Origin of the sequence: Cupriavidus gilardii, from assembly GCF_008801915.1 — a bacterium.
Taxonomy (GTDB): domain Bacteria; phylum Pseudomonadota; class Gammaproteobacteria; order Burkholderiales; family Burkholderiaceae; genus Cupriavidus; species Cupriavidus gilardii.
In genome coordinates, this window is record NZ_VZOV01000001.1 from 327972 (window position 1) to 350300 (window position 22329).

Annotated in this window: 18 protein-coding genes; 13 read left to right on the top strand and 5 right to left on the bottom strand. The window is 70.1% G+C overall.

Annotated features, from left to right (window positions below; all coding sequences use genetic code 11):
• Positions 1–257 precede the first annotated feature (257 nt).
• The 10 genes from F7Q96_RS01410 to F7Q96_RS01450 all read left to right on the top strand — a co-directional run bounded on the left by F7Q96_RS01410 (position 258) and on the right by F7Q96_RS01450 (position 13044).
• Positions 258–938: a hypothetical protein gene (locus F7Q96_RS01410; protein ID WP_053824087.1), complete on the top strand. Its 681-nt coding sequence runs from the start codon at positions 258–260 to the stop codon at positions 936–938.
• Positions 939–984: 46 nt separating this feature from the next.
• Entirely contained in the window at positions 985–2475 is a 1491-nt protein-coding gene (locus tag F7Q96_RS01415; RefSeq protein ID WP_082371771.1) for a PelD GGDEF domain-containing protein, read from the top strand.
• A complete protein-coding gene (locus F7Q96_RS01420) occupies positions 2468–3577 on the top strand; it encodes a hypothetical protein (RefSeq protein ID WP_082371876.1) in 1110 nt (369 codons plus the stop codon). The genes F7Q96_RS01415 and F7Q96_RS01420 overlap by 8 nt, the downstream gene beginning before the upstream one ends.
• An 8-nt stretch (positions 3578–3585) precedes the next feature.
• A complete protein-coding gene (gene pelF / locus F7Q96_RS01425) occupies positions 3586–5241 on the top strand; it encodes a GT4 family glycosyltransferase PelF (protein WP_390885707.1) in 1656 nt (551 codons plus the stop codon).
• Positions 5241–6623: an exopolysaccharide Pel transporter PelG gene (gene pelG / locus F7Q96_RS01430; protein WP_053824655.1), complete on the top strand. Its 1383-nt coding sequence runs from the start codon at positions 5241–5243 to the stop codon at positions 6621–6623. Before pelF ends, pelG begins: the two co-directional genes overlap by 1 nt.
• Before the next feature lie 151 nt (positions 6624–6774).
• Entirely contained in the window at positions 6775–7479 is a 705-nt protein-coding gene (locus F7Q96_RS01435) for a response regulator transcription factor (RefSeq protein WP_053824085.1), read from the top strand.
• Positions 7469–7885 (top strand): LysM peptidoglycan-binding domain-containing protein, encoded by a 417-nt coding sequence (locus tag F7Q96_RS26750; RefSeq protein ID WP_170265865.1) that lies wholly within the window; start codon positions 7469–7471, stop codon positions 7883–7885. The genes F7Q96_RS01435 and F7Q96_RS26750 overlap by 11 nt, the downstream gene beginning before the upstream one ends.
• On the top strand, positions 7882–9162 hold the full coding sequence (locus F7Q96_RS01440) for a FecR family protein (protein ID WP_170265866.1): 1281 nt from the start codon (positions 7882–7884) through the stop codon (positions 9160–9162). The genes F7Q96_RS26750 and F7Q96_RS01440 overlap by 4 nt, the downstream gene beginning before the upstream one ends.
• Complete coding sequence (locus F7Q96_RS01445) at positions 9152–11551, top strand: CHASE2 domain-containing protein (RefSeq protein ID WP_226994953.1); 2400 nt, start codon at positions 9152–9154, stop codon at positions 11549–11551. The genes F7Q96_RS01440 and F7Q96_RS01445 overlap by 11 nt, the downstream gene beginning before the upstream one ends.
• Before the next feature lie 311 nt (positions 11552–11862).
• Complete coding sequence (locus tag F7Q96_RS01450; RefSeq protein WP_053824083.1) at positions 11863–13044, top strand: zinc-dependent alcohol dehydrogenase; 1182 nt, start codon at positions 11863–11865, stop codon at positions 13042–13044.
• On the opposite strand, the gene F7Q96_RS01455 is transcribed toward F7Q96_RS01450, so the two are convergent.
• Positions 13019–14077, bottom strand: coding sequence for a LysR substrate-binding domain-containing protein (locus F7Q96_RS01455; RefSeq protein ID WP_053824082.1), 1059 nt, complete (start codon positions 14075–14077; stop codon positions 13019–13021). The genes F7Q96_RS01450 and F7Q96_RS01455 overlap by 26 nt on opposite strands.
• Positions 14078–14185: 108 nt before the next feature.
• On the opposite strand from F7Q96_RS01455, the gene F7Q96_RS01460 reads away from it, so the two are divergent.
• The 3 genes from F7Q96_RS01460 (at position 14186) to F7Q96_RS01470 (ending at position 18461) form a co-directional block, all read left to right on the top strand.
• Positions 14186–14662: a (2Fe-2S)-binding protein gene (locus tag F7Q96_RS01460; RefSeq protein WP_151021933.1), complete on the top strand. Its 477-nt coding sequence runs from the start codon at positions 14186–14188 to the stop codon at positions 14660–14662.
• On the top strand, positions 14659–16887 hold the full coding sequence (locus tag F7Q96_RS01465; RefSeq protein WP_151021934.1) for a xanthine dehydrogenase family protein molybdopterin-binding subunit: 2229 nt from the start codon (positions 14659–14661) through the stop codon (positions 16885–16887). The genes F7Q96_RS01460 and F7Q96_RS01465 overlap by 4 nt, the downstream gene beginning before the upstream one ends.
• A gap of 173 nt (positions 16888–17060) precedes the next feature.
• Entirely contained in the window at positions 17061–18461 is a 1401-nt protein-coding gene (locus tag F7Q96_RS01470; protein WP_053824079.1) for a nucleobase:cation symporter-2 family protein, read from the top strand.
• A gap of 124 nt (positions 18462–18585) precedes the next feature.
• Here the strand turns inward: F7Q96_RS01470 and dkgB are convergent, their stop codons facing one another.
• The 4 genes from dkgB to F7Q96_RS01490 form a co-directional block, all read right to left on the bottom strand.
• Positions 18586–19395 (bottom strand): 2,5-didehydrogluconate reductase DkgB, encoded by an 810-nt coding sequence (gene dkgB / locus F7Q96_RS01475; protein WP_053824078.1) that lies wholly within the window; start codon positions 19393–19395, stop codon positions 18586–18588.
• 319 nt (positions 19396–19714) lie between these two features.
• The gene (locus F7Q96_RS01480) at positions 19715–20611 is read right to left on the bottom strand and encodes an oxidoreductase (RefSeq protein ID WP_053824077.1); all 897 of its coding nucleotides are present in this window, start codon (positions 20609–20611) and stop codon (positions 19715–19717) included.
• A gap of 97 nt (positions 20612–20708) precedes the next feature.
• Positions 20709–21152 carry a hypothetical protein gene (locus F7Q96_RS01485; RefSeq protein ID WP_053824076.1) on the bottom strand — a complete coding sequence of 148 codons (444 nt, stop codon included), beginning with the start codon at positions 21150–21152 and terminating at the stop codon, positions 20709–20711.
• 180 nt (positions 21153–21332) lie between these two features.
• Positions 21333–22262 (bottom strand): LysR family transcriptional regulator, encoded by a 930-nt coding sequence (locus F7Q96_RS01490; protein WP_053824653.1) that lies wholly within the window; start codon positions 22260–22262, stop codon positions 21333–21335.
• Positions 22263–22329: the final 67 nt, after the last annotated feature.

The window sequence follows — 22329 nt, forward strand, 5'->3', positions numbered from 1 at the left end:
CCGATCCCGATCCCGATCCCGATCCCGATTCCAATCGCGCAGCGGGGCCGCGCATCGAGGCACGGCCTGTGATTTTTTTCATGATGGTGATTCTACTGATTGCGTCGAATGGCGCGTGTGCGGCATGCCACGTTTGACAATTGTTGACATTCCCTTTTCGTACCGTTCGCTAGGATTCGGCTCGTAGTTACAAATTGATATCCGGGCCGGGAGGAGCGACGACGCCGCGTCGTCGAGGCAATGAAAACGGGGAAGTCATGGGGAAGCAACAGGCGGCGCGCGTCACGCCGCTGAAGTCAGGGGCAATCGCTCCCGCGCGCGAACGTCTGCTGCCTCCGGCGTTCGCCATCGGCATTGCCGCCGCGATGGGGCTCTGCCTTGCGCTGATGTTTCCGCGCGAGCCGCTGCGCGAACGACTGCTTGGCGAAGGCGGGCAAGGCGGCCGTGCCCTGGATGGCCCGGCGCTCGCCTATATGGAAGCGTGGCTGCGCGTGTCGCCGCCGGATGCCGCGCTGATCGCGGAGCTGGCGGAGCAGTTTGCGCACGACGGCAGGCTGGACGACGCGCAGACGCTGCTGGCACGGATGCATGGCGCCAGCGGCGAGGCCGCGCTGCCGATGCTGCGCGCGCGGCTCGATATCGCGCGGCAGCGGGCCAATGCCGCCGCGTCCGATCCGCCGGCGCGCGAGCGCTATCGGTCCGAGCTGCGCACGCTGCTGCGGCAGGCCGCGCGAATGCCGGCGCCTGCGTCGGACCTGATCGCTTTCGCCGCGCAAGCCCGCGCGCTCGGCGCCGACGACCTGGAACTGGCCTTCTACCGCGCGCTGGCGTGCCCGCAGCCCGATCATGCCGCGATTGCCCGATATCGCGCGCGGGCGGTTCCGCTGCGGTCCGAGTGGCGCGAGGATACACGGCCGCCGCCGCGGGTGCGCGGTTGATGCGGCCGAATCTGACAGCCCGGCCGGGCTGTATCTGGAGAAGTGAATGACTGCAACGGCGATGGGCGACCGGCGCGCGGCTGCGGGCAGCATCGCCGCGGCCCGCCGGGCGGACGACGTCCGTGCGGCATGGCTGGCGCCCGCGATGGGGAAGGCCGGTACCCGCACCGCGATGCTGGAACTGATCGTGCTGATGACCGCGGCGATGGCGCTCGGCTATGCGGCGATGCCCGGCAACCCGCTGCTGCTCGACCTGGGGTTCCCCTGGGCTTGGCTGCTGCCGCTGGTACTGGCGCTGCGCTACGGCACGCTGGCAGGCATCGGCGCGGCGCTGATGCTGCTTGCCGGCTGGTTGCTGTTCCACCAGATTGGCGCTCAGCCCGGCGCGTTTCCGCGGCCGTTCTTCATCGGCGGCACGCTGCTGGTGCTGCTGGCCGGCCAGTTCGGCGATGTCTGCGCGAGCCGGCTGGCGCGCCAGCGCTCGATTCACCGCTATCTCGACGAGCGGCTGACCGCGCTGACCAGGCAGCACTACCTGCTGCGGATCTCGCATGCCCGTCTCGAAAACGATCTGCTGGCAAAGCCGGCGACATTGCGCGATACGCTGGCCCAGCTGCGCGCGGCGACCGCGGAACAGGCGGCCGCGGTAGCGGAGCGTGCCGAGCCGCAGCACGGATCGGCGCATCGCGGCGAGCGCTCGCCGGCGGGGTCTCTGACCGCCGCTGCGCCGATGCTGCAACTGGCCGCGCAGGCCTGCCAGCTCGAGGCCGCCGCGCTGTATCGCTGCGACGGCGAGCGGGTGCTGTCGGAAGCCGTGGCGACCGTCGGGCCCGGCTGCGGGCTCGATGACCGCGATCCGCTGCTGCGTCGCTGCCTGCAAAGCCGGCAGCTGGTGCATCGCCGCACCGACGGGGGCGACGGCATGTCGAGCCGCTATCTGGCGGTGGCGCCGGTATTGTCGGGCCCCGACCGGCTGCTCGGCGTGCTGGTGGTCGAACGGATGCCGTTCCTCGCGCTGCATCACGACAATCTCGCGCTGCTGCTGGCGCTGCTCGGCTACTACGCCGACGGGGTCGAGCATGCCGCGGCGGCCCGAGCGGTCGAAGATGCGCTGCCCGGCTGCCCGCACGATTTCGCGCTCGACTATGCGCGGCTGGCACGGCTGCGGCGCGACGCCGGCATTCCGAGCACCGTGATCGCGCTGGCCTTCGGCACCGACGAGCACAGCGCCGACTGGTTCGAGCAAGCCGTACGCAGCCATCGCGCGCTGGACCTGGCGTGGGCGTGCGACGGCGGTACGCAGCGCGCGCTGATGACGCTGATGCCGCTGGCCGATACCGACGCGGCTTCCGGCTATCTGCTGCGGATCGAACGGATGCTGCAGGCCCAGTTCGGCATCGATTTCGAACAGGGGCGGATCGGCGTCCATACGCTGCCGGTGCCCGCCGATGGCGATCCCGAAGCGCTGCGGCGCCTGCTGGGACGCTGCGGCGGCGGCCCCGCGGGCGGCCGCTCGGGGAACGGCCGCGATGCTTGAGGGCCTGCTCGTTCTGGCCGGCGTCGCGGTCCAGCTGGGTGCGCTGGCGGCGCTGCTGCAAGGCGACGGCGCCAGCGCCGCGCTGCTGGCGTATCTGGCCTTGCAGACGCTGGCCGCCGCGCTGATGGCCTTGCCGCTGCGGCGTCTGCTGTCGCGTCGCGTCCGCGTGCCGCTGGGCGCGACGCTGCCGTATCTGTTCGCAGCCGGTGCCTTCGTTCCGTTCGGCGGTGCGCTCGTTGCCCTGTATGTCGTGCTGCCGGCGATGCTGGCCGACATGGCGCCGTCCGCATGGCGGTCTCGTGCCCGCGCCGCGCAAGGCATGGCGCTGGTGGCGCTGCCCGACTTTGCCTCCGGCCCGATGTCCCGCGTTGCGCCGGGGACCGACAGCGACCGATCCGCCGATGCCGCGCTCGGGCGCGGACCCGGAACCGCCGACGCCGCGCACGTGCATCGGCTGACCGCGCTGGCCGCGCTGCAGGACATGCCGGCCCGCCACGTCAGTCCGCTGCTGCGCGCATTGCTCGACGACGACGTCGAGGACGTCAGGCTGCTCGCCTACGGCATGCTCGATGCGGCCGAGCAGCGGCTGACGCGCCGGATCCTGCAGGCGCGCGAGCGCCTGAACGCGCTCGGCGACGGCGATGCGGCCGGTCGCGCCGCCGCGCACGAACAGCTGGCGCAGCTGCACTGGGAACTGGTCTATCAGGACCTCGTCCAGGGCGACGTGCGCAGCCACACGCTGGCGCAGGCCGACCTTCACGCGCAGGCCGCGCTGCAGGCGCTGTCCGAGGCGCCGGGCGCGACGGCCCTGTACGTCCCGGCCGCCGACGGTTCCGGGGTGGCAAGCCCCGCGGCCGGCCTGTGGCAGTTGCGCGGCCGGCTGGCGCTGGCGCGCCGCGATCCAGCCGCCGCGCGCGCGGCGCTGCAGCGCGCCACCGCGCTGGGGTTCCCGCGCCAGCGTGCGCTGCCGCTGCTGGCCGAGGCCGCTTACCTCGATGGCGATTTCGCCGCGGTGGCAACGGCGATGCGCAGCCTGCGCCAGGCCGCGGCGCTGCCCGCGGCGCCGCAGCTTCAGCCCTTGCTGCGCTACTGGACATCATGATCGCGACCATGCCCCACATGCCGAACGCGGCCTTGCCGGCTTCCATCTCGGCCCCCCGCGACACCTCGCGGCCAGCGGCAGTCGATGTCGCGCTGCTGCTCGAGGGCGGCCATCCGTTCGCGAGAACCGGCGCACCGGGCTGGGCCGAGCGGATGATCCGGGCGTTTCCGCAGACCACCTTTGCCATCGTGCTGCTCGCCGACCGTCCGGCGGGCAGCGGCGAGATGGTGGATGCGTTGCCGGACAACGTGCGTCATCTGCAGATGCATTTGCTGCACGATGAGGATCCGGCCGACGCGATGCCACGGCATCGGGCCGACGAACAGGCCTTTGCCGAGGTGGCGCGGTGGCACGATCTGCTGCGCCAGCGCGGCTACGGCGGCAACCGAGGCGGCGCAGGCCATGGCCACGCGGGCGGCCACGCGCAGGCCGGTGCCGCGATGCGTGCGCTGATCGAAGAGCTCGGCGACGATGGCCGGCTGTCGGAGCACGCCTTCCTGCACAGCCGAGCCGCCTGGGACACCATCGTCGAGCAGTACCGCCGCTACTGTACCGACGTCTCGTTCTCCGACTACATCGGGACCGTGCGCTCGATCCACCGGCCGCTGTGGCGGCTGGCGCGGATCGCGGCCACGCTGATGCCGGCGCGCGTCTACCACGCGGCGTCGACCGGCTACGCGGGCTTCCTCGGGGCGATGCTGCGCTACCGGCACGACCGTCCGCTGCTGGTGTCGCAGCATGCCGCGCGGACGCGGGAACATGGCATCGATTCCGGTTATTGCCGCGACCTGTCGCTGCGCTTCTTCGCATCGCTGGGCCGCGTCTGCTACGACGCCGCTGACGAGATCGTCGCGCTGTACGAGGGCAATCGCCGCCGCCAGGTGCAGGACGGCGCGCCGGCCAGCCGCACGCGCACGATCCCGGACGGCATCGATCTGCCCGCGCTGGCGCCGTTGCGCGCGCGGCGTCCACCGCAAGTGCCGCAGGTCCTGTGTCTGGCCGGCGGGCTGGTGCCGCGCAAGGACGTCAAGACCTTCATCCGCGCGATGCTGACCGTGGTCAGGCACTGTCCCGATGCGCAGGGCTGGATCGTCGGGCCCGAGGACGAGGACGCCGACTATGCGCGCGAATGCCGCGCCCTCGTGCAAAGCCTGGGGCTGGCCGGCAACGTGCATTTTTTCGGCGCTCGGCCCGTCGGCGAACTGCTGCCGCAGGTTGGCGTGCTGGTGCTGAGCTCGATCAGCGAGGCGCTGCCGCTGCCGGTGCTGGAAGCCTTCGCCGCCGGCGTGCCGTGCGTGGTCACCGACGTCGGCGCGTGCCGCGAACTGATCGACGGCGTCGGCGACGAGGACATGGCGCTGGGCGTCGCGGGCGCTGTCGTGCGGATCGGCGACGCGGCCGCGCTGGCGCGCGAAGCGGTCGCGCTGCTCGGCGATGGCCAGCGCTGGCGCGCCGCGCAGCGCGCGGCCATCGTGCGCGCGGAGCGCTATTACACGCAGCATGCGACGCTGGCCAGCTACCGCCAGCTGTACCAGCACCTGGCCGCGAAGCCGCACGCCGATGCCGGCGCACGAGGCGGCGTCGGCCGTCCGGTGCTGCCGGCCACGCCGCCGGCGGCCGAACGGCAGCCGGCCGGTCGTTGCCCGTTTGCCGGAGCGCCATGATGGTGGACCTGTCCTTCTTCGTCCGCGGCATTCGCGACCGCAACCGTGTCGGCGGCACGCTGCAGGCCTACGGCTTCGCCGGCGTGCTGGCCTGCGGCGCCGTGGCGCTGGCGATCGCCGGCCTGTTGCAGATCGCCATGCGCGCAATGGCGGCCGGACTGCCGGCAGCGTTGCCGTCCGCGCTGGCGGTGCAGTTCGAGGTATCGGCGACCTGCCTGATCGCCGCGAGCCTGATCCTGACCGGACCGCTGCAGCTTCATCTGGTGCGCTTCGCCGCCGAGCGCCTGGCCGAAGGGCGCGGCGAACTGGTGCTCCCCGGCGTGCGTGCGGTGGGGCTGGTCGTCACCGTGCTCGCGGGAATATCTGGCCTCGCGTGCCTGCTGTGGGCCTTTCCGCAACAGTCGGCGCTGTACCGCGCGCTGATGCTGGCCGGCTTCGTGCTGATGTGCCATGCCTGGATCGCGGTGGCCTTCCTGGCGGGCATGAAACAGTACGGCACGATCGCCTGCGCCTTCGTCGCCGGCATTGCGGCGGCGTCCGTCGCGGCGCTCGCGTTGCGCGGCTTCGGCGTGGAAGGATTGCTGGGCGGCTTCGCGATCGGCGTGCTGGTGCTGTGGGCCGGCACCGCGATGCCGATCCATCGGCACCATCGCAGCCGGCGCCTGCTGTCCTTCGCGGTGTTCGCGCGCCGTCATCGCTATCCGAGCCTGATCGCGATCGGGCTGCTGTATCCGCTCGCCGTCTGGATCGACAAGCTGCAGTTCTGGTACCACGCGGGCACGGGCCAGCCCGTCGTCGGTCCGCTGCATGCGTCCGCGATCTACGACATTCCGGTGTTTCTGGCCCACCTCGCCGTGGTGCCGGCCATGTCCGTGTTCCTGCTGCGGATCGAGCGGGATTTCGTCGCCCATTACGATGCCTTCGCCGAGGCGGTGCGCGGCGGCGGCTCGCTGCAGCGTATCGAGGAGTCGCGCAATGCGATGGTGCGGGCCGTGCGGATGGGGCTGTACGAGATCGTCAAGGCGCTGGCGATCGCGGCGCTGCTGCTGTTCGCGCTCGGCCGGCCGCTGCTGGCGCTGTTCGGCATGACGCAGCTGTACCTGCCGCTGCTGCATGTCGACATGGTCGCCGCGGGCCTGCAGGTGGTGCTGCTTGCCACGCTGAGCCTGTACTTCTATCTGGACCGGCGCCGCGAGGTGTTGCTGCTGGGCGCGGCGCTGCTGGCGTTGAACGCGGGCCTGACGCATCTGACGCTGACGCTCGGGCCGGCCTGGTACGGCTACGGTTTCGCATTCGCGGTGCTGATCGTGGTGGCGATCGCGCTGGTGCTGCTGGACCGCCGGCTCGAGCGCCTGGAATACGAAACCTTTATGTTGCAGTAATGCGAATCGGGCGGTTTCCAGTGCGCGATCGCCGACGAGTATGGTGACCGACCCTTTACAATTCGACACATTCTATTGAGAAGTCCATCAAGTCGCGCTTGCCGGAGTTGCCGTGCGGCCGGACGCGAACGGACCTGTAACCGGGAAGAACATGAACATCGCATCGGTCGAAGACGATCCGAGCCAGGCCGAGCTGATCCAGCAGATCCTGATCAGCGCCGGGCATACCTGCGACAGCTATTCGGGCGGCAAGGCGTTTCTGCGCGCGATGCGCGAGCGCTCGTACGATCTTCTGGTCATGGACTGGCAGCTGCCCGACATCAGCGGCTATGACGTGGTGACGCACGTCCGGCTGCATTCGGGGCAATACCCGCCGATCCTGTTCCTGACCAGCCGGTCGCTGGAAGAGGACATCGTGATGGGACTGGCCGGCGGCGCCGACGACTACATGATCAAGCCGGTGCGCAGGGGCGAATTGCTGGCGCGCGTGGGCGCGCTGCTGCGCCGGACCTATCCTTCGGCCCAGGCCAACGAGGCCATCGTGGTGGGCGCCTACCGGCTCGACCCGGTGGCGCGCACCGCCAGCCTGAACGGCGTCGAGGTCGATATCGCGCCGCGCGAATTCGATCTCGCGCTCTATCTGTTCCGCAACATGGATCGGCTGCTGGCGCGCGACGTCGTCGAGCAGGCGGTCTGGGGGCGTTCGCTCGGCGCGAGTTCGCGCACGCTCGATACCCATCTGTCGCGGCTGCGCATCAAGCTCGGCCTGCGGCCGGAGAACGGCGTGCGGCTCGCGTCCGTGTACTCCTACGGCTATCGTTTCGAGCGCTGCGCGGAGCAGGCCGATGGCGCGTAAGGGTGGCAGGGCCGCGGCCGCCGCTGTAGCGGCTGCGGGCAGGGCGGTCGTTGCCGCGTGCACGCTGCTGGCCTTCGCGCCGGCGCAGGCGGGCCCGGCCGGCGCCGACGGCGAATATTTCGTGCATCAGGTGGAACCGGGCGATACGCTGTTCTGGGTCGCGCAGCGCTATACCGGCCGCGCCGACGTCTGGCGCGAGCTGCAGGCGCTGAACCGCGTCGCCGATCCGTATCGGCTGCCGATCGGTACCCAGGTCCGCATTCCGCTCGCGCGCATTCCGGTGACCGTCACCAGCGCGCGCGTGGTGTCCGTGGTCGGACAGGCCGATGCCAACGGCGCGGCGCTGCGGCCGGGCATGCGCGTCGACGAGCGGCCTGGCTGCAGACGGGCGCCGATGGCCTGGTGACCTTCGAGCTGACCGACGGCACCCGCGTCGCGATGCCGCCGGCCACGCGGCTGCAGGTCAAGCGTCTGCGGGTGTTCGCGGGCACGGGGCTGGGCGACACCGTGATGGAAGTCGAGCGAGGCGGTATCGACTCGCGCGTCGCACCGGGTGGGACCGGCGTGGGCCGCTTCGAGATCCGCACGCCGATGATGGTCACCGGCGTGCGCGGCACCCGCTACGCGGTCGATGCGGGCCAGCCCGCCGAACCCGGCCGGCGTGCCAACAGCAGCGCGGTGCTCGAGGGAACCGTGGCGGTGCGGGCGCAGCGCGCCAAGCGGACCGTGACCGCCGGCCACGGCATCGCCATCGGCAGCACGGGCGACGCGGCGGTGCACACGCTGCTGGCGGCGCCGACGTTGAGCGCGGTGCCGGCCGAGCCGATCTACGCCAGCCACGCCGAAGTGGGCTGGCAGCCGGTCAAGGGCGCAATCGGCTACCTGGTCCGTGTCACGCGCGATGCCGAGCGTACCGAAGCGGTATTCGCCAGCACCGTCACGCCGCCGGCCGCGGCGCTGACCGGATTGCCCGATGGGGCCGCCTATCTCGAGGTGCGCGCGATCGATCGCAACCGCATTCCGGGCAACGCCGCGATCGCGCCGCTGACCGTGCGGCTCAACCCGCCGGCGCCCTATACGGTCGAGCCGGCGCCGCGCAGCACGGTGCATGGCGCAGCGGTGCATCTGCAATGGGCGGCGGTCGACAACGCCGCCGAGTACCGCTTCGAAATCGCCTCGGACGAGAAATTCGGCACGCCGGCCGCGCAGGGCAGCACCCGCGAGGCGGGCACGCAGCAGACGCTGGCGCCGGGCGACTGGTGGTGGCGCGTGCGTTCGATCGATGCCAAGGGGCAGCCCGGGCCGTGGAGCGCGCCGGTGCCGTTCCGTATCCTGCCGCCGGCGCCGGGCGTCGCCGTGGTCGAGGACAACGGCGGCGCGTTGCGCGTGCGCTGGGGCGCGGCCGGACAGCCGGAGGCATTCGCGCCGCAGGCCTATCGGCTGCAGCTGGCCGAGGAGCCGGGTTTTGCCCGCCCGCTGCAGGACCAGCGCATCGAGGCGGACGCCGCGGCGCTGCCGCGTCCGCCGGCCGGCGTCTACTACGTGCGGGTCGCACGCATCGAGCGCGATGGCAGCGAGTCGCCGTTCTCGGCGGCGCAGCGCATCGAGATCCACGAGCATCTGCGCGACGGCACGGGGGCTCCGATCGGTACTGCCAGCGGCAGTGTGCGCCGTGGCGGATAGCCGTTTTCGCCTGCCCCAGTTGCGCACGGCCGCGGGCAGCGGCCTGATCGCCGGCTTTCATCGGCGCACGCTGATCGAATGGCTGGCACTGACCATGCTGGTGATGGTGCTGGCCGCGGTGCGCGCGGACTTCGGCGCGAGCCAGCGCCTGGACCTCGCGGTCTACGACATCGGCATCGCCGCGCAGCAGCACGCGCCGCGCGACGACATCCTGATCGTCTCGATCGACGATGAATCGCTGTCCGCGGTGGGCCGCTGGCCATGGCGCCGTTCGCTGCTGGCCGGGCTGGTCGATCGGCTGGCCGACGGCGGCGCGCGCGCGATCGGGCTCGACGTGCTGCTGGTCGAGCCGGACTGGCGCCATCCCGAGGACGACGAGGCGCTGGCGGTCAGCATGGCCCGCGCCGGCAACGTGATCATTCCCGCGCTGGCGGAGCCGGTGCGCGATGGCTACCGGCTCAGCTATCCGCTGCCGGCGCTCGGGGCCGACGTCGGGCATATCAATATCGCGACCGATGTCGACGGGCTGGCCCGCCATATCTATCTGCAGGAAGGCCTGCCCGGCCAGATGCTGGACCATTTCGTCGTGCGCCTGGTGCAGTTCGGGCAGCCGCAGCGGCCGCTGGCAAGCTACCGGCAGGTGCCGGTCGACGAGACGCTGTCCGGCGAGTGGCATCGCCGCTATCGGCTCGGCATTCCGTTCGCCGGGCCGATCGGCACCTTCCGCACGGTGTCGGCGATCGACGTGCTGAGCGGCGCCATTCCGCCCGAGCTGTTCCGCGGCAAGCTGGTGCTGGTCGGCGCCGGCGCGACCGGTCTGGGCGACATGTTCTCCGCGCCGCTGTCGAAGAACGGCGCCGGCATCAGCGGCGTCGAGCTGCTGGCCAATGCCGCGCAGGCGCTGCTCGACAACAACGGCATCGTGCCGGTGCAGCGCGCCTGGTACTGGTCGCTGACGCTGCTGCCGGTGCTGCTGGCCTGCCTGGCCGCGCTGCTGATGTCGCCGCGGGACGCGCTGCTGGTCAGCGCGGCGGTGATCGTCGGGCTGTTCGGCGCCAGCGTCGCGCTGATGCATTTCGATCGGCTGTGGTTCTCGCCGGTGCCGGCGATCCTCGCCTGCCTGCTGTTCTATCCGCTGTGGAGCTGGCGCCGGCAGGAATCGGCACTGACCTTCCTGTCGGCCGAGGTCGCGCGGCTCGAACGCGAGCCGGCGCTGCCCGGCGGCAAGAGCGCGCCGCCGCTGGCCGGCGGCACGCTGGACACACGAATGAGTGCGCTGTACCGGATGATCAGGCGGCAGCGCGACCTGCGCCGGCTGCTGTCCGACGGGCTCGAGAACCTGCCCGATGCGACGGTGATCTGCGACGCGGACGGCAGCATCCTGCTGGCCAATGCCGGCGCGGTTGCGTTGTCGCCGCGGCTGCTGTCCTCGCTCAATGCCGAAGGCGGCGCGCGTCCGCTGCTCGATACGCTGATCGCCGACATCTTCGCGCCGCCGCAGGGCGGGCTCGACTACTGGGATCGGCTCCGGCGCTCGGCCGGCAATGGCGCGGCGTCGACGCGCGGCGAGCGGGCCGGGGTCGAGCTGCAGACCCACGACCAGCGCGCGATGCTGCTGCGCGGTGCGCCGCTGCGCGGCAACGCGGGTGAGATCGCGGGCTTCAGCATCAGCTTCATCGACATCACGCAGGTGCGGCTCGCCGAGCGCCAGCGCGAGGAAACGCTGCGCTTCATCTCGCACGACATGCGCTCGCCGCAGGCGTCGATCCTCGCGCTGGTCGAACTGCAGGCCGACCCGGCGCGCGCGCTGGAGCCGCCGGTGCTGCTCGACCGGATCCGCCATCATGCCGGCCGCACGCTGGCGCTGGCCGACGACTTCATCCAGCTGGCGCGCGCCGAATCGCAGCATCTGCGCTTTGCGGAGATCGACCTGACCACGGTATTGATGGACGCCGCCGATTCGCTGTGGGCGCTGGCGCAGACCCGCCGCGTGACCGTCGCGGTGCAGGCTGGCAACGAGGAGATGATGCTGTACGGCGAAGCAGCACTGCTGATGCGCGCCATCTCGAACCTGGTCGACAACGCGGTCAAGTACAGCCCGCCGGGCGGCACCGTGACCGTACGCGCCGGCCGCGTGCGGCACGACGACGGCAGCGATGGCGGCCTGATGGTGTCGGTCTCCGACCAGGGGCCGGGCATCGCGCCCGAGGAACAGGCGCGCCTGTTCCAGCCGTTCAGCCGGCTGCAGGAAGAGGGCCGTCCGGTGCGCGAGGGCAGCGGTCTCGGGCTGCTGTTCGTCAAGACCGTGGTCGAGCGGCACGGCGGCCATGTCGGCGTCGACAGCGCGCCCGGGCGCGGCACGACGTTCGTGATCACGTTGCCGGGTTGAAGCCCCGGCCGCGACACGCTCTGCTCTGGCGGGAGAGGGAACGGGTCGCGCAAACCGCGATGGCATCGGCAAATGCCGCTGGCCTCTGCCCCGACCCCTCTCCCGCGAGCGGGAGAGGAAGAACCCGCTGCGCGGGCGTGCCGTACCGCCCGGCTTGAAACTTCTACCCCCACATGTAAGTTTCGCGCCGGCCCGTGCCACGCAAGGGAGACTTCATTGACGCGCGGCGCCTCGCCATCGCGGTGGAACAGCGCTTGCATTCCCGCCTCATGCGGCACGACTGGCGTGCCGCTCTTCCCAGGGAGCGCGCGATGAAAGCCCTTTGCTGGCACGGCAAGCACGATATCCGCTATGACACCGTTCCCGACCCGGTGATCGAACACCCGCGCGACGCCATCATCCGCGTCAGCAGCTGCGCGATCTGCGGCTCGGACCTGCATCTGTACGACGGCTTCGTCCCCGGCATGGAACACGGCGACATCATGGGCCACGAGTTCATGGGCGAGGTGGTCGAGGTCGGCGCGGAGAACCGCCGGCTGCGCGTCGGCGACCGCGTGGTGGTGCCGTTTACCATCGTCTGCGGCGAATGCGACCAATGCCGGCGCGGCAACTTCTCGGTGTGCGAGCGCACCAACCGCAACAAGGAAGCGGCCGACAAGATGTTCGGCCATACCACCGCCGGGCTGTTCGGCTACACCCATCTGACCGGTGGCTATGCGGGCGGGCAGGCCGAATACGTGCGCGTGCCCTATGCCGACGTGGCGCCGGTCAAGGTGCCCGCCGAACTCAGCGACGAACAGGTGCTGTTTCTCGGCGACATCCTGCCGACCGGCTGGCAGGCCGCTGCGCAATGCGACATCCAGCCCGACGATATCGTCGCGATCTGGGGCGCGGGACCGGTCGGCCAGTTCTGCATCCTGTCGGCGCTGCTGATGGGCGCGAAGCAGGTGGTGGTGATCGACCGCGTGCCCGAGCGCCTGCAGATGGCGCAGCAGCTCGGCCCCGACCGCGTGACGTTGATCGATTTCGAGAACCAGAGCGTGCTGGAAGCGCTCAACGAGATCACGCATGGCAAGGGGCCCGACAAGTGCCTCGACGCGGTCGGCCTCGAAGCGCATGCGACCCGTTCGCTCGATTCGATCTACGACCGCGTCAAGCAGGCCGTGATGCTCGAGACCGATCGCCCGCATGTGCTGCGCGAGATGATCTACGTCTGCCGGCCCGGCGGCATCCTGTCGATTCCCGGCGTCTATGGCGGGCTGGTCGACAAGATCCCGATGGGCGCGCTGATGAACAAGGGGCTGACCATCCGTACCGGCCAGACCCACGTCAACCGCTGGACCGACGATCTGCTCCAGCGCATCATCGACAGGCAGATCGACCCGACCTTCGTGATCTCGCATCGCGTCAAGCTGGCGGATGGCCCGTCGATGTACGAGACCTTCCGCGACAAGCACGACGGCTGCATCAAGGTGGTGATGACGCCTGCCTGAGCTTGCGGCCGGGCTTGCGCGGGCCGTCCGGCTTCTCCTCGCGTCCTCCCTTCCGCTTCGCTTCCCGAGCCGCTTCACGTTCCGCCTCCCGATCCGCCGCCACCGCCCAGCCCGCGCCGCCCTGCGCCGGGCGGGCGCCGAACACCTCGCGGTGCCAGGCGCGCGTCACGTCCTCCAGCAGTGCGAGAAAGCGCTCCAGCGCGGGCAGCGCATGCTCGCGCCGCACCGTGGCGTGCAGGTCGGCGTCGAGCCGGCGTGCGGCCAGCGGTACGTAGCTGACGTCGTCGCGCCGCGTGGCCGACAGCGAGGCAGGCAGCACGCTGACACCGACGCCCGCGCCGACCAGTCCCAGCACCGTCTCCGGATCGACCGATTCGTGCATCACGCGCGGCTCGAAGCCCTCGCGCAGGCAGGCAGCCAGCACGTTGCGGATCATCGGGCTTTGCATGTTCAGCAGCACGAAGGCATCGCCGGACAGCTGCCGCAGCGACACGCGCGGCGCGCGCGCCAGCGGATGGTCGGACGCCATCGCCACCACCAGCGGCTGCGCATAGACCAGGATCGAGCGCAGGTCGCTGCGTGCGGCCGCGCTGCACGAGAACCCCACGTCGATGCGGCCGCGCGCCAGCGCCTCGTACTGCTGGTCGGGAAGCAGTTCGTGCAGCGTCCATTCGACGCCCGGATTGCGCAGCTGGAACTGGCGCAGCGTCAGCGGCAACGGGCCGTACATCACCGAGTTGATGATGCCGATGCGCAGATAGCCCTCGAGCCCTTCGGCCACGCGCCGCACCTGCCGCTCCACCGAATCGCAGTCGTCGACGATCCGGCGCGCGCGCGTCAGCAGCGCCTCGCCGGCCCGCGTCAGCCGCGCGCCGTGCCGGCCTCGCTCGAACAGCGTGACCCGCAGCGTGCCCTCGAGCGACTTGATCTGCTGGCTCAGCGGCGGCTGCGAGATATGCAGCCGTTCGGCGGCGCGACTGTAGTTGCCTTCCTCGGCAACCGCGATGAAATAGCGCAGCTGGCGGAGATCCATATGCGATCCGTATGGATTGGATTCCGAAATCATATTTCACATATGGTTGTGCGGCACCTAGGCTTTCCCTGATCCGTCCACGCCAGAGGGGCGGCCGAGGAGACCACGATGACCACCAAGCTCGATGTCAATGGCGCCCGCCGACGGGTGGACGCCCCCGCCGATACGCCGCTGCTGTGGGTGTTGCGCGACCAGCTGGATCTGACCGGCACCAAGTACGGCTGCGGCATGGGCCTGTGCGGCGCCTGTACGGTCCATGTCGACGGGCACGCCGTGCGCGCCTGCCAGACACCGTTGTCCAGCGTTGCCGGCAAGCGCGTGACGACGATCGAAGGGCTGGGCAAGCCCGATGCGCTGCACGTGCTGCAGCGCGCGTGGCAGGCCGAGGACGTGCCGCAATGCGGCTACTGCCAGTCGGGGCAACTGATGTCGGCCGCCGCGCTGCTGGCGCAGAAGCCAACGCCCAGCGACAGCGATATCGACGCGGCGATGGCGGGCAATATCTGCCGCTGCGGCACCTATGACCGGATCCGGCGCGCGATCCATCGCGCCGCGGCCGAACTGCGCAGCGGGAGGCCGGCATGAAGCGGCGCGACTTCCTGAAGAGCGGGGCGGCGCTGGCCGGTGGCCTGATGCTGGAGTTGAGCGCCAGCGGCGTGCGTGCCGCGGGCGCTGCCGCCGCCGGGACATCGGCGTCGGGCGCCACCGCCGATGGCACGGTCTTCGCGCCCAACGCGTGGGTCCGCATCACGCCGCAGGGCGAGGTGCTGCTGGTCGTGCACAAGTTCGACAGCGGCACCGGCGTCAAGAACGCGCTCGGGCTGATGCTGGCCGAGGAACTCGATGCCGACTGGTCGCGCGTGCGCGTGGTGCAGCCCGACGATCCGCTGGCGCAGGTCTATATCCATCCGTTGTGGGGCATGCACGCGACCGGCGGCAGCACCAGCGTGCCGCTCGAATGGAACACGCTGCGGCGTGCCGGTGCCACTGCGCGCGCGATGCTGGTGGCCGAGGCCGCGCAGCGCTGGCGGGTCGATCCCGCCAGCTGCCGCACGAGCAACGGCATGGTGATCGACGCTTCGGGGTCGCGGCGGTTCGGCTACGGCGACCTTGCGGAAGGCGCGGCGCGCCAGCCCGTGCCGAAGGAGGTCGCGCTCAAGCGCCCAGCCGATTTCGTGCTGATCGGCAAGGAGCGCAGCAGCTATCGCGTCGCCGACAAGCTGACCGGCCGCGCGCAGTACGCGGTCGATATCAAGCTGCCGGGCATGCTGACCGCGATCGTGGTCCATCCGCCGGTGATCAATGCGCCGGTGGTGTCGTTCAACGCGGCCGAGGTCAAGGCGTTGCCGGGCGTGCACGATGTGTTTGCGACCGAGATCCCGGCGGCGATCGCGCATTTCCGTCCCGGCATGGGCCCGGCCGTGCCCGACAACGGCGCCTGCCAGCCCGGCGTGGCGATCGTCGCCGATCATTTCTGGGCCGCGCAGCGTGCGCGCCAGGCGCTGAAGGTCCGATGGGGCGACAGCGACATGGCCGACTTCAGCGCGGAGGGCGCGCTGCGTGAACTGGCGCGGCATGTCGACGATCCCGGCGCCAAGAGCAAGGTCAAGGGCGATGCCGCGGCGGCGTTCGCGCGCGCCGACAAGGTGGTCGAGGGCGTCTACACGATGCCGTACAAGGCCCACGCGCAGATGGAGCCGCTCAGCGTGGTGGCGTGGGTGCACGACGGCATCGTCGAATACTGGGGCGGCATCCAGGTGCCGTCGCGCTGCGCGCAGGCGGCCGAAACCATCGCCGGCGTGCCGGCCGACAAGGTGAAGATCCATCTGACCGAGGCCGGCGGCAGCTTCGGCGCGCGCGAGGGCATGCACCAGATTCTCGAGGCCACCTTCATCTCGCGCCGCGTCGGCAAGCCGGTCAAGCTGATCTACAGCCGCGAGGACGATATGCGCGGCCTGTTCTACCAGACCGCCAGCGTGCACAAGGCGCGCGCCGCGCTCGACCGCGACGGCGGCATCGCCGCCTTCAGCCTGCGCGCGGTGACGCCGTCGATCAAGGAGCCCGACGATCCCGGCTTCCTTGCCAAGGTGCCGGTGGATCCGAGCTGCACCGAGGCGATGCGCAACGATTTCTACTACGACATTGGCACGCTGGACCTGGCGTGGGTGCGGGTCGAGCCGAAGCTGCCGATCTGGTGGTGGCGCGCGGTCAGCTATGTGCCGAACGTCTTCGCGATCGAGAGCCTGATCGACGGGGCGGCGCACGCGGCGGGGCAGGACCCGCTGGCCTATCGCCGCCGCCTGCTGCGGGAGCGGCCCGAGCATCTGGCGGTGCTCGAGCGCGCCGCGGCGCTGGCCGGCTGGCCGCGCCCCTCGACGCCGGGACGCGGGCTCGGCATCGCGACCTATCAGGGCTACAACAGCTATATCGCGGTGGTCGCGGAGGTCGAGGTCAAGGAGCGCGCGATCGCCGTGCACAGGCTCAGCTGCGTGGTCGACTGCGGGCTGGCGGTCGACCCCAGTTCGGTGCGCCAGCAGCTGGCGGGCGGGCTGTACTGGGGCGTGTCGACCGCGATGATGAACGAGGTGCCGATCGACCACGGCACCGTGCGCATCAGCAACTACCACGACTACCCGGTGGTACGGATCACCGATGCGCCGCGGCTGGATATCGAGCTGATGCCGCCGTCGGGCAGGGCGCCCGGCGGCGTCGGCGAACTGTCCAATCCGCCGGTGGTCCCGGCCATCGGCAACGCGATCTTCGCGGCGACCGGCAAGCGCCTGCGCGCGACGCCGTTCCGCTTCGCCTGACGCGAGCGATGAGCGCGGTGGCGGCGGCGCCGTTTCGACGGCGCGCCGCTTCCCGTGCATCTGACCCGCGCGTCACGATGCGGCATCCCACGCTATGCCGGCACCGGCGCCGCCGGGCCGCGCCGGCACGACAACTACGACAACCACAACGAGATCCGGAAGGAGACATCCCCATGAAAGCGCAATACAACGCGGTGGGCGACACTGCGCCGCCGGCACGCGCGCCCGTCGATGCGGTGCCCGCCACGGGGCCGCTGCTGATGCTCGGCTTTCAGCATGTGCTGGTGATGTATGTCGGCGCGATCGCGGTGCCGATGATCATTGCCACCGCGCTGAAGCTGCCGAAGGAAGCGGTGGCCGTGCTGATCAACGCGGACCTGTTTACCTGCGGCATCGCCACCATCCTGCAGTCGGCCGGCTTCTGGCGCATCGGCGTGCGGATGCCGGTGATGCAGGGCGTCGCCTTCAGCGCGATCCCGCCGATCCTCGTGATCGCCACCAATCCGGGCCTGGGCCTGCCCGCGGTGATCGGTGCGGTGATGGCGGGCGGCTTGCTGACGATGCTGATTTCACCGGTATTCGGCAGGCTGGTGCGTTTCTTCCCGCCGATCGTCGGCGGTTCCATCGTGATGGTGGTGGGCCTGTCGCTGTTCCCGGTCGGCGTCAACTGGATTGGCGGCGGCAAGGGCGCGCCGGACTTCGGCGCGCCGCACAACCTCGCGCTGGCCGGCTTCGTGTTTGCGCTGATCCTCGTGATCAACCGCTGGCTCAAGGGCTTCTGGACCAATGTCTCGGTGCTGCTGGCCCTGGCCGCCGGCATGCTGGTGGCGATCCCGTTCGGCATGGTCGACTTCGCCGGCGTCGCCGAGGCGCCGGTGGTGGACGTGATCCGGCCGTTCTACTTCGGCTGGCCCGTCTTCGATCCGCTCGCGGTCGCCACCATCGTGGTCGTGATGGTAATCATCATGATCGAGTCGATGGGCTTGTTCCTGGCCACAGGCGACGTGGTCGGCAAGACCCTGACGCCGCGCGAGATGACCGACGGCCTGCGCGCCAACGGCCTGGCCAGCGTGATCGGCGGCGCGCTGAACGGCTTTCCCTACACGATCTACAGCCAGAACATCGGGCTGCTGGTCGTGACCGGCGTCAAGAGCCGCTGGGTAGTGGTGGCCGCCGGCGTGATCCTGTGCGTGCTGGGGCTGTTCCCGAAGATGGCCACTGTGGTGGCATCGGTGCCGCTGCCCGCGCTCGGCGGCGCGGCGCTGTTCATGTTCGGCGTGGTCACCGCGGCGGGCGTGCGTACGCTCGGGCGGGTCGATTTCGAATCGCAGCGGCACAACGTCTATATCGTCGCGGCGACGCTGGCGATCTCGCTGCTGCCGACCTTCGCGCCCGCGCTGTTTCACCATCTGCCCAAGTGGCTGCAGCCGCTGATGCACAGCAGTATCCTGCTGGCCTGCGTGCTGTCGGTACTGCTGAACCTGCTGTTCAACGGCGTGCCGCGCAGCGATCCGCACGCGCTGCCGCAGGGCGACGCGCAGGGAAGCGATCAGGCTCTGCAGCCAGGCCGGTGATCCTGCAAAAAGGGACCCCCGTCGTCCCCGCGCACGGGGGACCCAGTGACTCTAGGCACGACATAGGCTCAAAGCCGCTGGGTCCCCGCTTTCGCGGGGACGACGGGGCGACGAGGAGGGTAGGTCAATCCCAGGCGGGCGCGATGCCTTCCGGATTGGCCAGCCGGTCGCCGCGATCGAGCGTGGCGATCTTGGCCATCTCGTCGTCGGTCAGGCGCAGCTGCTGCGCCTGCAGGTTGCTGGCGAGGTTCTCGCGCCTGGTCGACGACGGAATCACCGCGAAGCCCTGCTGCAGCGCCCAGGCCAGCGCCACCTGGGCCGGCGTGGCGCCGTGCGCCTGCGCGATGGCCTGGATGACCGGATCCTGCACCACCTTGCCGTAGGCCAGCGTCATGTACGAGGTCAGATGGATGCCTCGGCCGCGGGCATGCTCGACCAGCTTGCGGTTCTGCAGATACGGATGGATCTCGACCTGGTTGGTCGCGATCTCGCGCGCGCCGACTGCGGCGATGGCCTGGTCGAGCAGCGACACGGTGAAGTTCGACACGCCGATCAGCCGCGTCAGGCCCTGCGCCTTGGCCTCGGCCAGCGCGCCCATGTATTCGGGCAGCGGCACCGCGCCGTTCGGCGACGGCCAGTGGATCAGCGTCAGGTCGACCTGCTCGGTGCGCAGCCTGGACAGGCTGTCCTTCAGGCTCGGGATCAGCTTGTCGCCGGCCAGGTTGTCGGTCCAGATCTTGGTCGTGACGAACAGATCCTTGCGGGCAACACCGCTCTGCGCGATGGCCTGTCCGACTTCGGACTCGTTGCCGTAGATCTGCGCGGTATCGATCAGGCGATAGCCGAGCGACAGCGCGTTCTTGACCGAGTCGATCACGGTCTGGCCGGTCAGGCGGAACGTGCCCAGGCCGAAGGCGGGAATCGTTTGCGTCATGGTGGGCTCCAGGAATGCGTGATTGGGGATTCGGCGCATTGTGGTACCGATTGACGGGAAGAAACAGCCCTGTGCCGTCAAATGATTGTTGCCTGACGATCAAGGGTAGGGGGTTGGGGGACGCCTTGCCCCCTCCCAAGCCCTCTCCCGCAGGCAGGAGAGGGAGCAGTGTGCCGCCAGCACGGTTGCCATCGCTGCTTCCCGGACCGCTTCGCATGCCGGCGGTTTTCTCCCCTCTCCCGCTTGCGGGAGAGGGGCCGGGGGAGAGGGCAAGGGGGGGTAGTGCCATCACCCCAGTGGCATTACCCACGCCGCCCCATCACACCCGCACATCGTCATGGTCAGTCGACACCGCCAGCGCTCGCCATGCCGACAGTTCCGCTTCGACCTTGCGGTTCTTCTCCGTAATGCGGGCCACCGTGTCCGAGCCGAGCGGCAGCCGCACCGGCGGCGTGTCGCTGTCGGCCAGTGCCAGCAACGCGGCGGCCAGCTTGACCGGGTCGCCCGGCTGCTGGTGATTGGCGGACGCCATGTGGCCGCGCATCGCGCCGACGGTCTCGGCATAGGCGGCGATCTCCGAACGTACGCGTACCAGCGAGCTGTCGTCGAGGAAGTTCGTGCGGAAGAAGCCCGGTTCGACCACGGTGGCGCGCACGCCCAGCGGCGCCAGTTCCGCATCGAGCGCCTCGGTCAGCCCCTCGACCGCGAACTTGGTCGCCCCGTACACGCCCCAGCCGGGATAGGCCGCATAGCCGCCGATCGACGAGATATTGATCACGTGCCCGCTGCGCTGGCGGCGCATCTGCGGCAGCACCGCGCGGATCACGGCAAGCACGCCGAACACATTGGTGGCGAACTGCTGCTCGACTTCCTTCGCCGACGCCTCTTCCACCGCGCCGAGCAGGCCGTAGCCCGCGTTGTTGACCAGCACGTCGATGCGGCCGAACCGTGCGACCGCGGCATCGGCGGCGGCGATGGCCTGCGCCTCGTTGGTGACGTCCAGCGCCACGCTCAGCAGGTTTGCGTGCTCGCCCAGCGCGGCAGCGATCGTTTCAGGGCGGCGCGCGGTGGCGACGACGCGGTCGCCGCGAGCCAGTGCGGCGCGCGTCAGCTCCAGGCCGAAGCCGCGCGAAGCGCCGGTGATGAACCAGACCTTGCTGTCGTTGGCGTCGGCGTCGGTGTTGGTGTTCGTGTTCGTGTTCGTGTTGGCGGACATGGGGATTCTCCTTCGGGAATGTCGAATCAGGGTCTGGCAATAGGGCTGCGTGTGCAGGGATACGTGTCTTGGCAGCGCTCGGCGCGGCGCTGCGCCGTTACACCCGGGCCGGTACGCCCGTCAGCGCCGCGCCGCGTGCGCGCGGATCGCCGTCGACGGTGCGGGCGCCGTCCGAGTACGGATCGAACTGCCGTGCCGGCGGGGCGGAGACGCCGCCGCGGTCCAGGCCTGCCACCAGCGCGCCGTCGGCCGCGCCACGCGCACCTTCGGAGTAGGGGTCGAAGCGGCCATCGCGCAGCCCTTCGCTGAAGACGTCATGGGCGCGCGCGCTCACGATGGCGGCGGAAACATTGCCGCGGGCGCCCTCCGTGAACGGATTGAACGAGCCCTGGCGCAGCCCTTCCGAGAACACGTCGTGCATGCGCGCCGCGGTGCCGGCCGGGGCGCTGTCGATCGGCGCGGCGTGCGCTCCGTGCAGCGAAAGGCCGATCGCCAGCGAGACGGCGGCGGGGACGAAGATGCGGGTGAATTGGGAAATCATGATGTCGCTCCTGATGATTGGTCTGAATCGTTTCGCTCTGGGCGGTGGCTGCGGCGCGTTCCCCGGTGTGGGGGGCGATGCAGCCGCCGTTGAGACCAATGTAGGAGGGCGGCGACAGTGGCACTAGGGCGACCAATGCCGTCTCAGAAGCAACCAGAAGTTGGCAGTTGGGGTGAAACGTCAGGAGGCTAGCCCGACCAGCCTGGAGAGCGACTGCTCCGCGCCGCGGCTCGCCTCGACCACGAAATCGATGAAACGACGGACGCGCGCCGGCATTTGCGTGCGATGGGGGAAATACATGTACAGGCCGACGTTGCTGCTGGTGTAGTCGGTCAGGATCGGCTTGAGACGGCCATCGACCAGATCGTCGTGGACCATGTAGGCGAGCAGCTGGCCGATGCCGATGCCGGCGCGCACCGCTTCGACCTCGGTGTCCAGGTCGTTGAAGCTGGCGACCGCGGGCACCTCCTGGTAGACCAGATTGCCGTCCACCTGCAGTTCCCATGGCACCATGCGCCCGGTCGAGGCGCGACGAAAGCCGGTGCACCGGTGTTGCAGCAGCGCCTCGGGCGTGGCCGGTTCGCCGTGGCGCGCGAGGTAATCGGGCGATGCGCAGATGATCAACGGCACATCGCATAGCCGCCGCGCCACCAGGTTCTGTCCCGGACTGGTGCCGACGCGAAAGCCGACATCGATGCGGGCTTCGACCAGGTCGGTGAAGAGGTCGCTGAGCACCACGTCGAACACGATGCCCGGATACCGTTCGCGAAAGCCGTGCATCAGCGGCACCAGCACGCGGCTGCCCAGCGATGGCGGTGCAGTCAGCCGGATCGTGCCGTCATCCTCGCTCCTGCTGCTGCGGATCTGCTCCAGTGCCTCGTCGAGCTGCCGCATGCCCGGCGCCGCCAGCTCGAACAGCCGCGCGCCCTCGGTCGTCAGGCTCAGCTTGCGCGTGGTCCGGTGCAGCAGGCGCACGCCAAGTTCCGCTTCGAGCGTCCGCACCGCCTTGCTGACCGCCTGCGGCGTGACGCCGGCCTCGACCGCCGCGCGGCGGAAGCTGCCGGCGCGCACCACGCCGATAAACAGGGTAAGAACGCGGGCCTTGTCCATGATCGGCAACCGATGGTTTAGAGTGCCGCCATCATAGCGCCGACGGGTTACCCAAGGCGGGCAGGCC

Bases quoted from the DNA above. Each gene is read 5' to 3' on its own strand.
- pelG (WP_053824655.1), top strand. From the start codon at position 5,241: ATGGTGGACCTGTCCTTCTTCGTCCGCGGCATTCGCGACCGCAACCGT.
- dkgB (WP_053824078.1), bottom strand. From the start codon at position 19,395: ATGACGCAAACGATTCCCGCCTTCGGCCTGGGCACGTTCCGCCTGACC.
- F7Q96_RS01410 (WP_053824087.1), top strand. From the start codon at position 258: ATGGGGAAGCAACAGGCGGCGCGCGTCACGCCGCTGAAGTCAGGGGCA.
- F7Q96_RS01490 (WP_053824653.1), bottom strand. From the start codon at position 22,262: ATGGACAAGGCCCGCGTTCTTACCCTGTTTATCGGCGTGGTGCGCGCC.
- F7Q96_RS01450 (WP_053824083.1), top strand. From the start codon at position 11,863: ATGAAAGCCCTTTGCTGGCACGGCAAGCACGATATCCGCTATGACACC.
- F7Q96_RS01415 (WP_082371771.1), top strand. From the start codon at position 985: ATGACTGCAACGGCGATGGGCGACCGGCGCGCGGCTGCGGGCAGCATC.
- F7Q96_RS01485 (WP_053824076.1), bottom strand. From the start codon at position 21,152: ATGATTTCCCAATTCACCCGCATCTTCGTCCCCGCCGCCGTCTCGCTG.
- F7Q96_RS01435 (WP_053824085.1), top strand. From the start codon at position 6,775: ATGAACATCGCATCGGTCGAAGACGATCCGAGCCAGGCCGAGCTGATC.
- F7Q96_RS01460 (WP_151021933.1), top strand. From the start codon at position 14,186: ATGACCACCAAGCTCGATGTCAATGGCGCCCGCCGACGGGTGGACGCC.
- F7Q96_RS01470 (WP_053824079.1), top strand. From the start codon at position 17,061: ATGAAAGCGCAATACAACGCGGTGGGCGACACTGCGCCGCCGGCACGC.
- F7Q96_RS01480 (WP_053824077.1), bottom strand. From the start codon at position 20,611: ATGTCCGCCAACACGAACACGAACACGAACACCAACACCGACGCCGAC.
- pelF (WP_390885707.1), top strand. From the start codon at position 3,586: ATGCCCCACATGCCGAACGCGGCCTTGCCGGCTTCCATCTCGGCCCCC.
- F7Q96_RS01465 (WP_151021934.1), top strand. From the start codon at position 14,659: ATGAAGCGGCGCGACTTCCTGAAGAGCGGGGCGGCGCTGGCCGGTGGC.
- F7Q96_RS01420 (WP_082371876.1), top strand. From the start codon at position 2,468: ATGCTTGAGGGCCTGCTCGTTCTGGCCGGCGTCGCGGTCCAGCTGGGT.
- F7Q96_RS26750 (WP_170265865.1), top strand. From the start codon at position 7,469: ATGGCGCGTAAGGGTGGCAGGGCCGCGGCCGCCGCTGTAGCGGCTGCG.
- F7Q96_RS01455 (WP_053824082.1), bottom strand. From the start codon at position 14,077: ATGGATCTCCGCCAGCTGCGCTATTTCATCGCGGTTGCCGAGGAAGGC.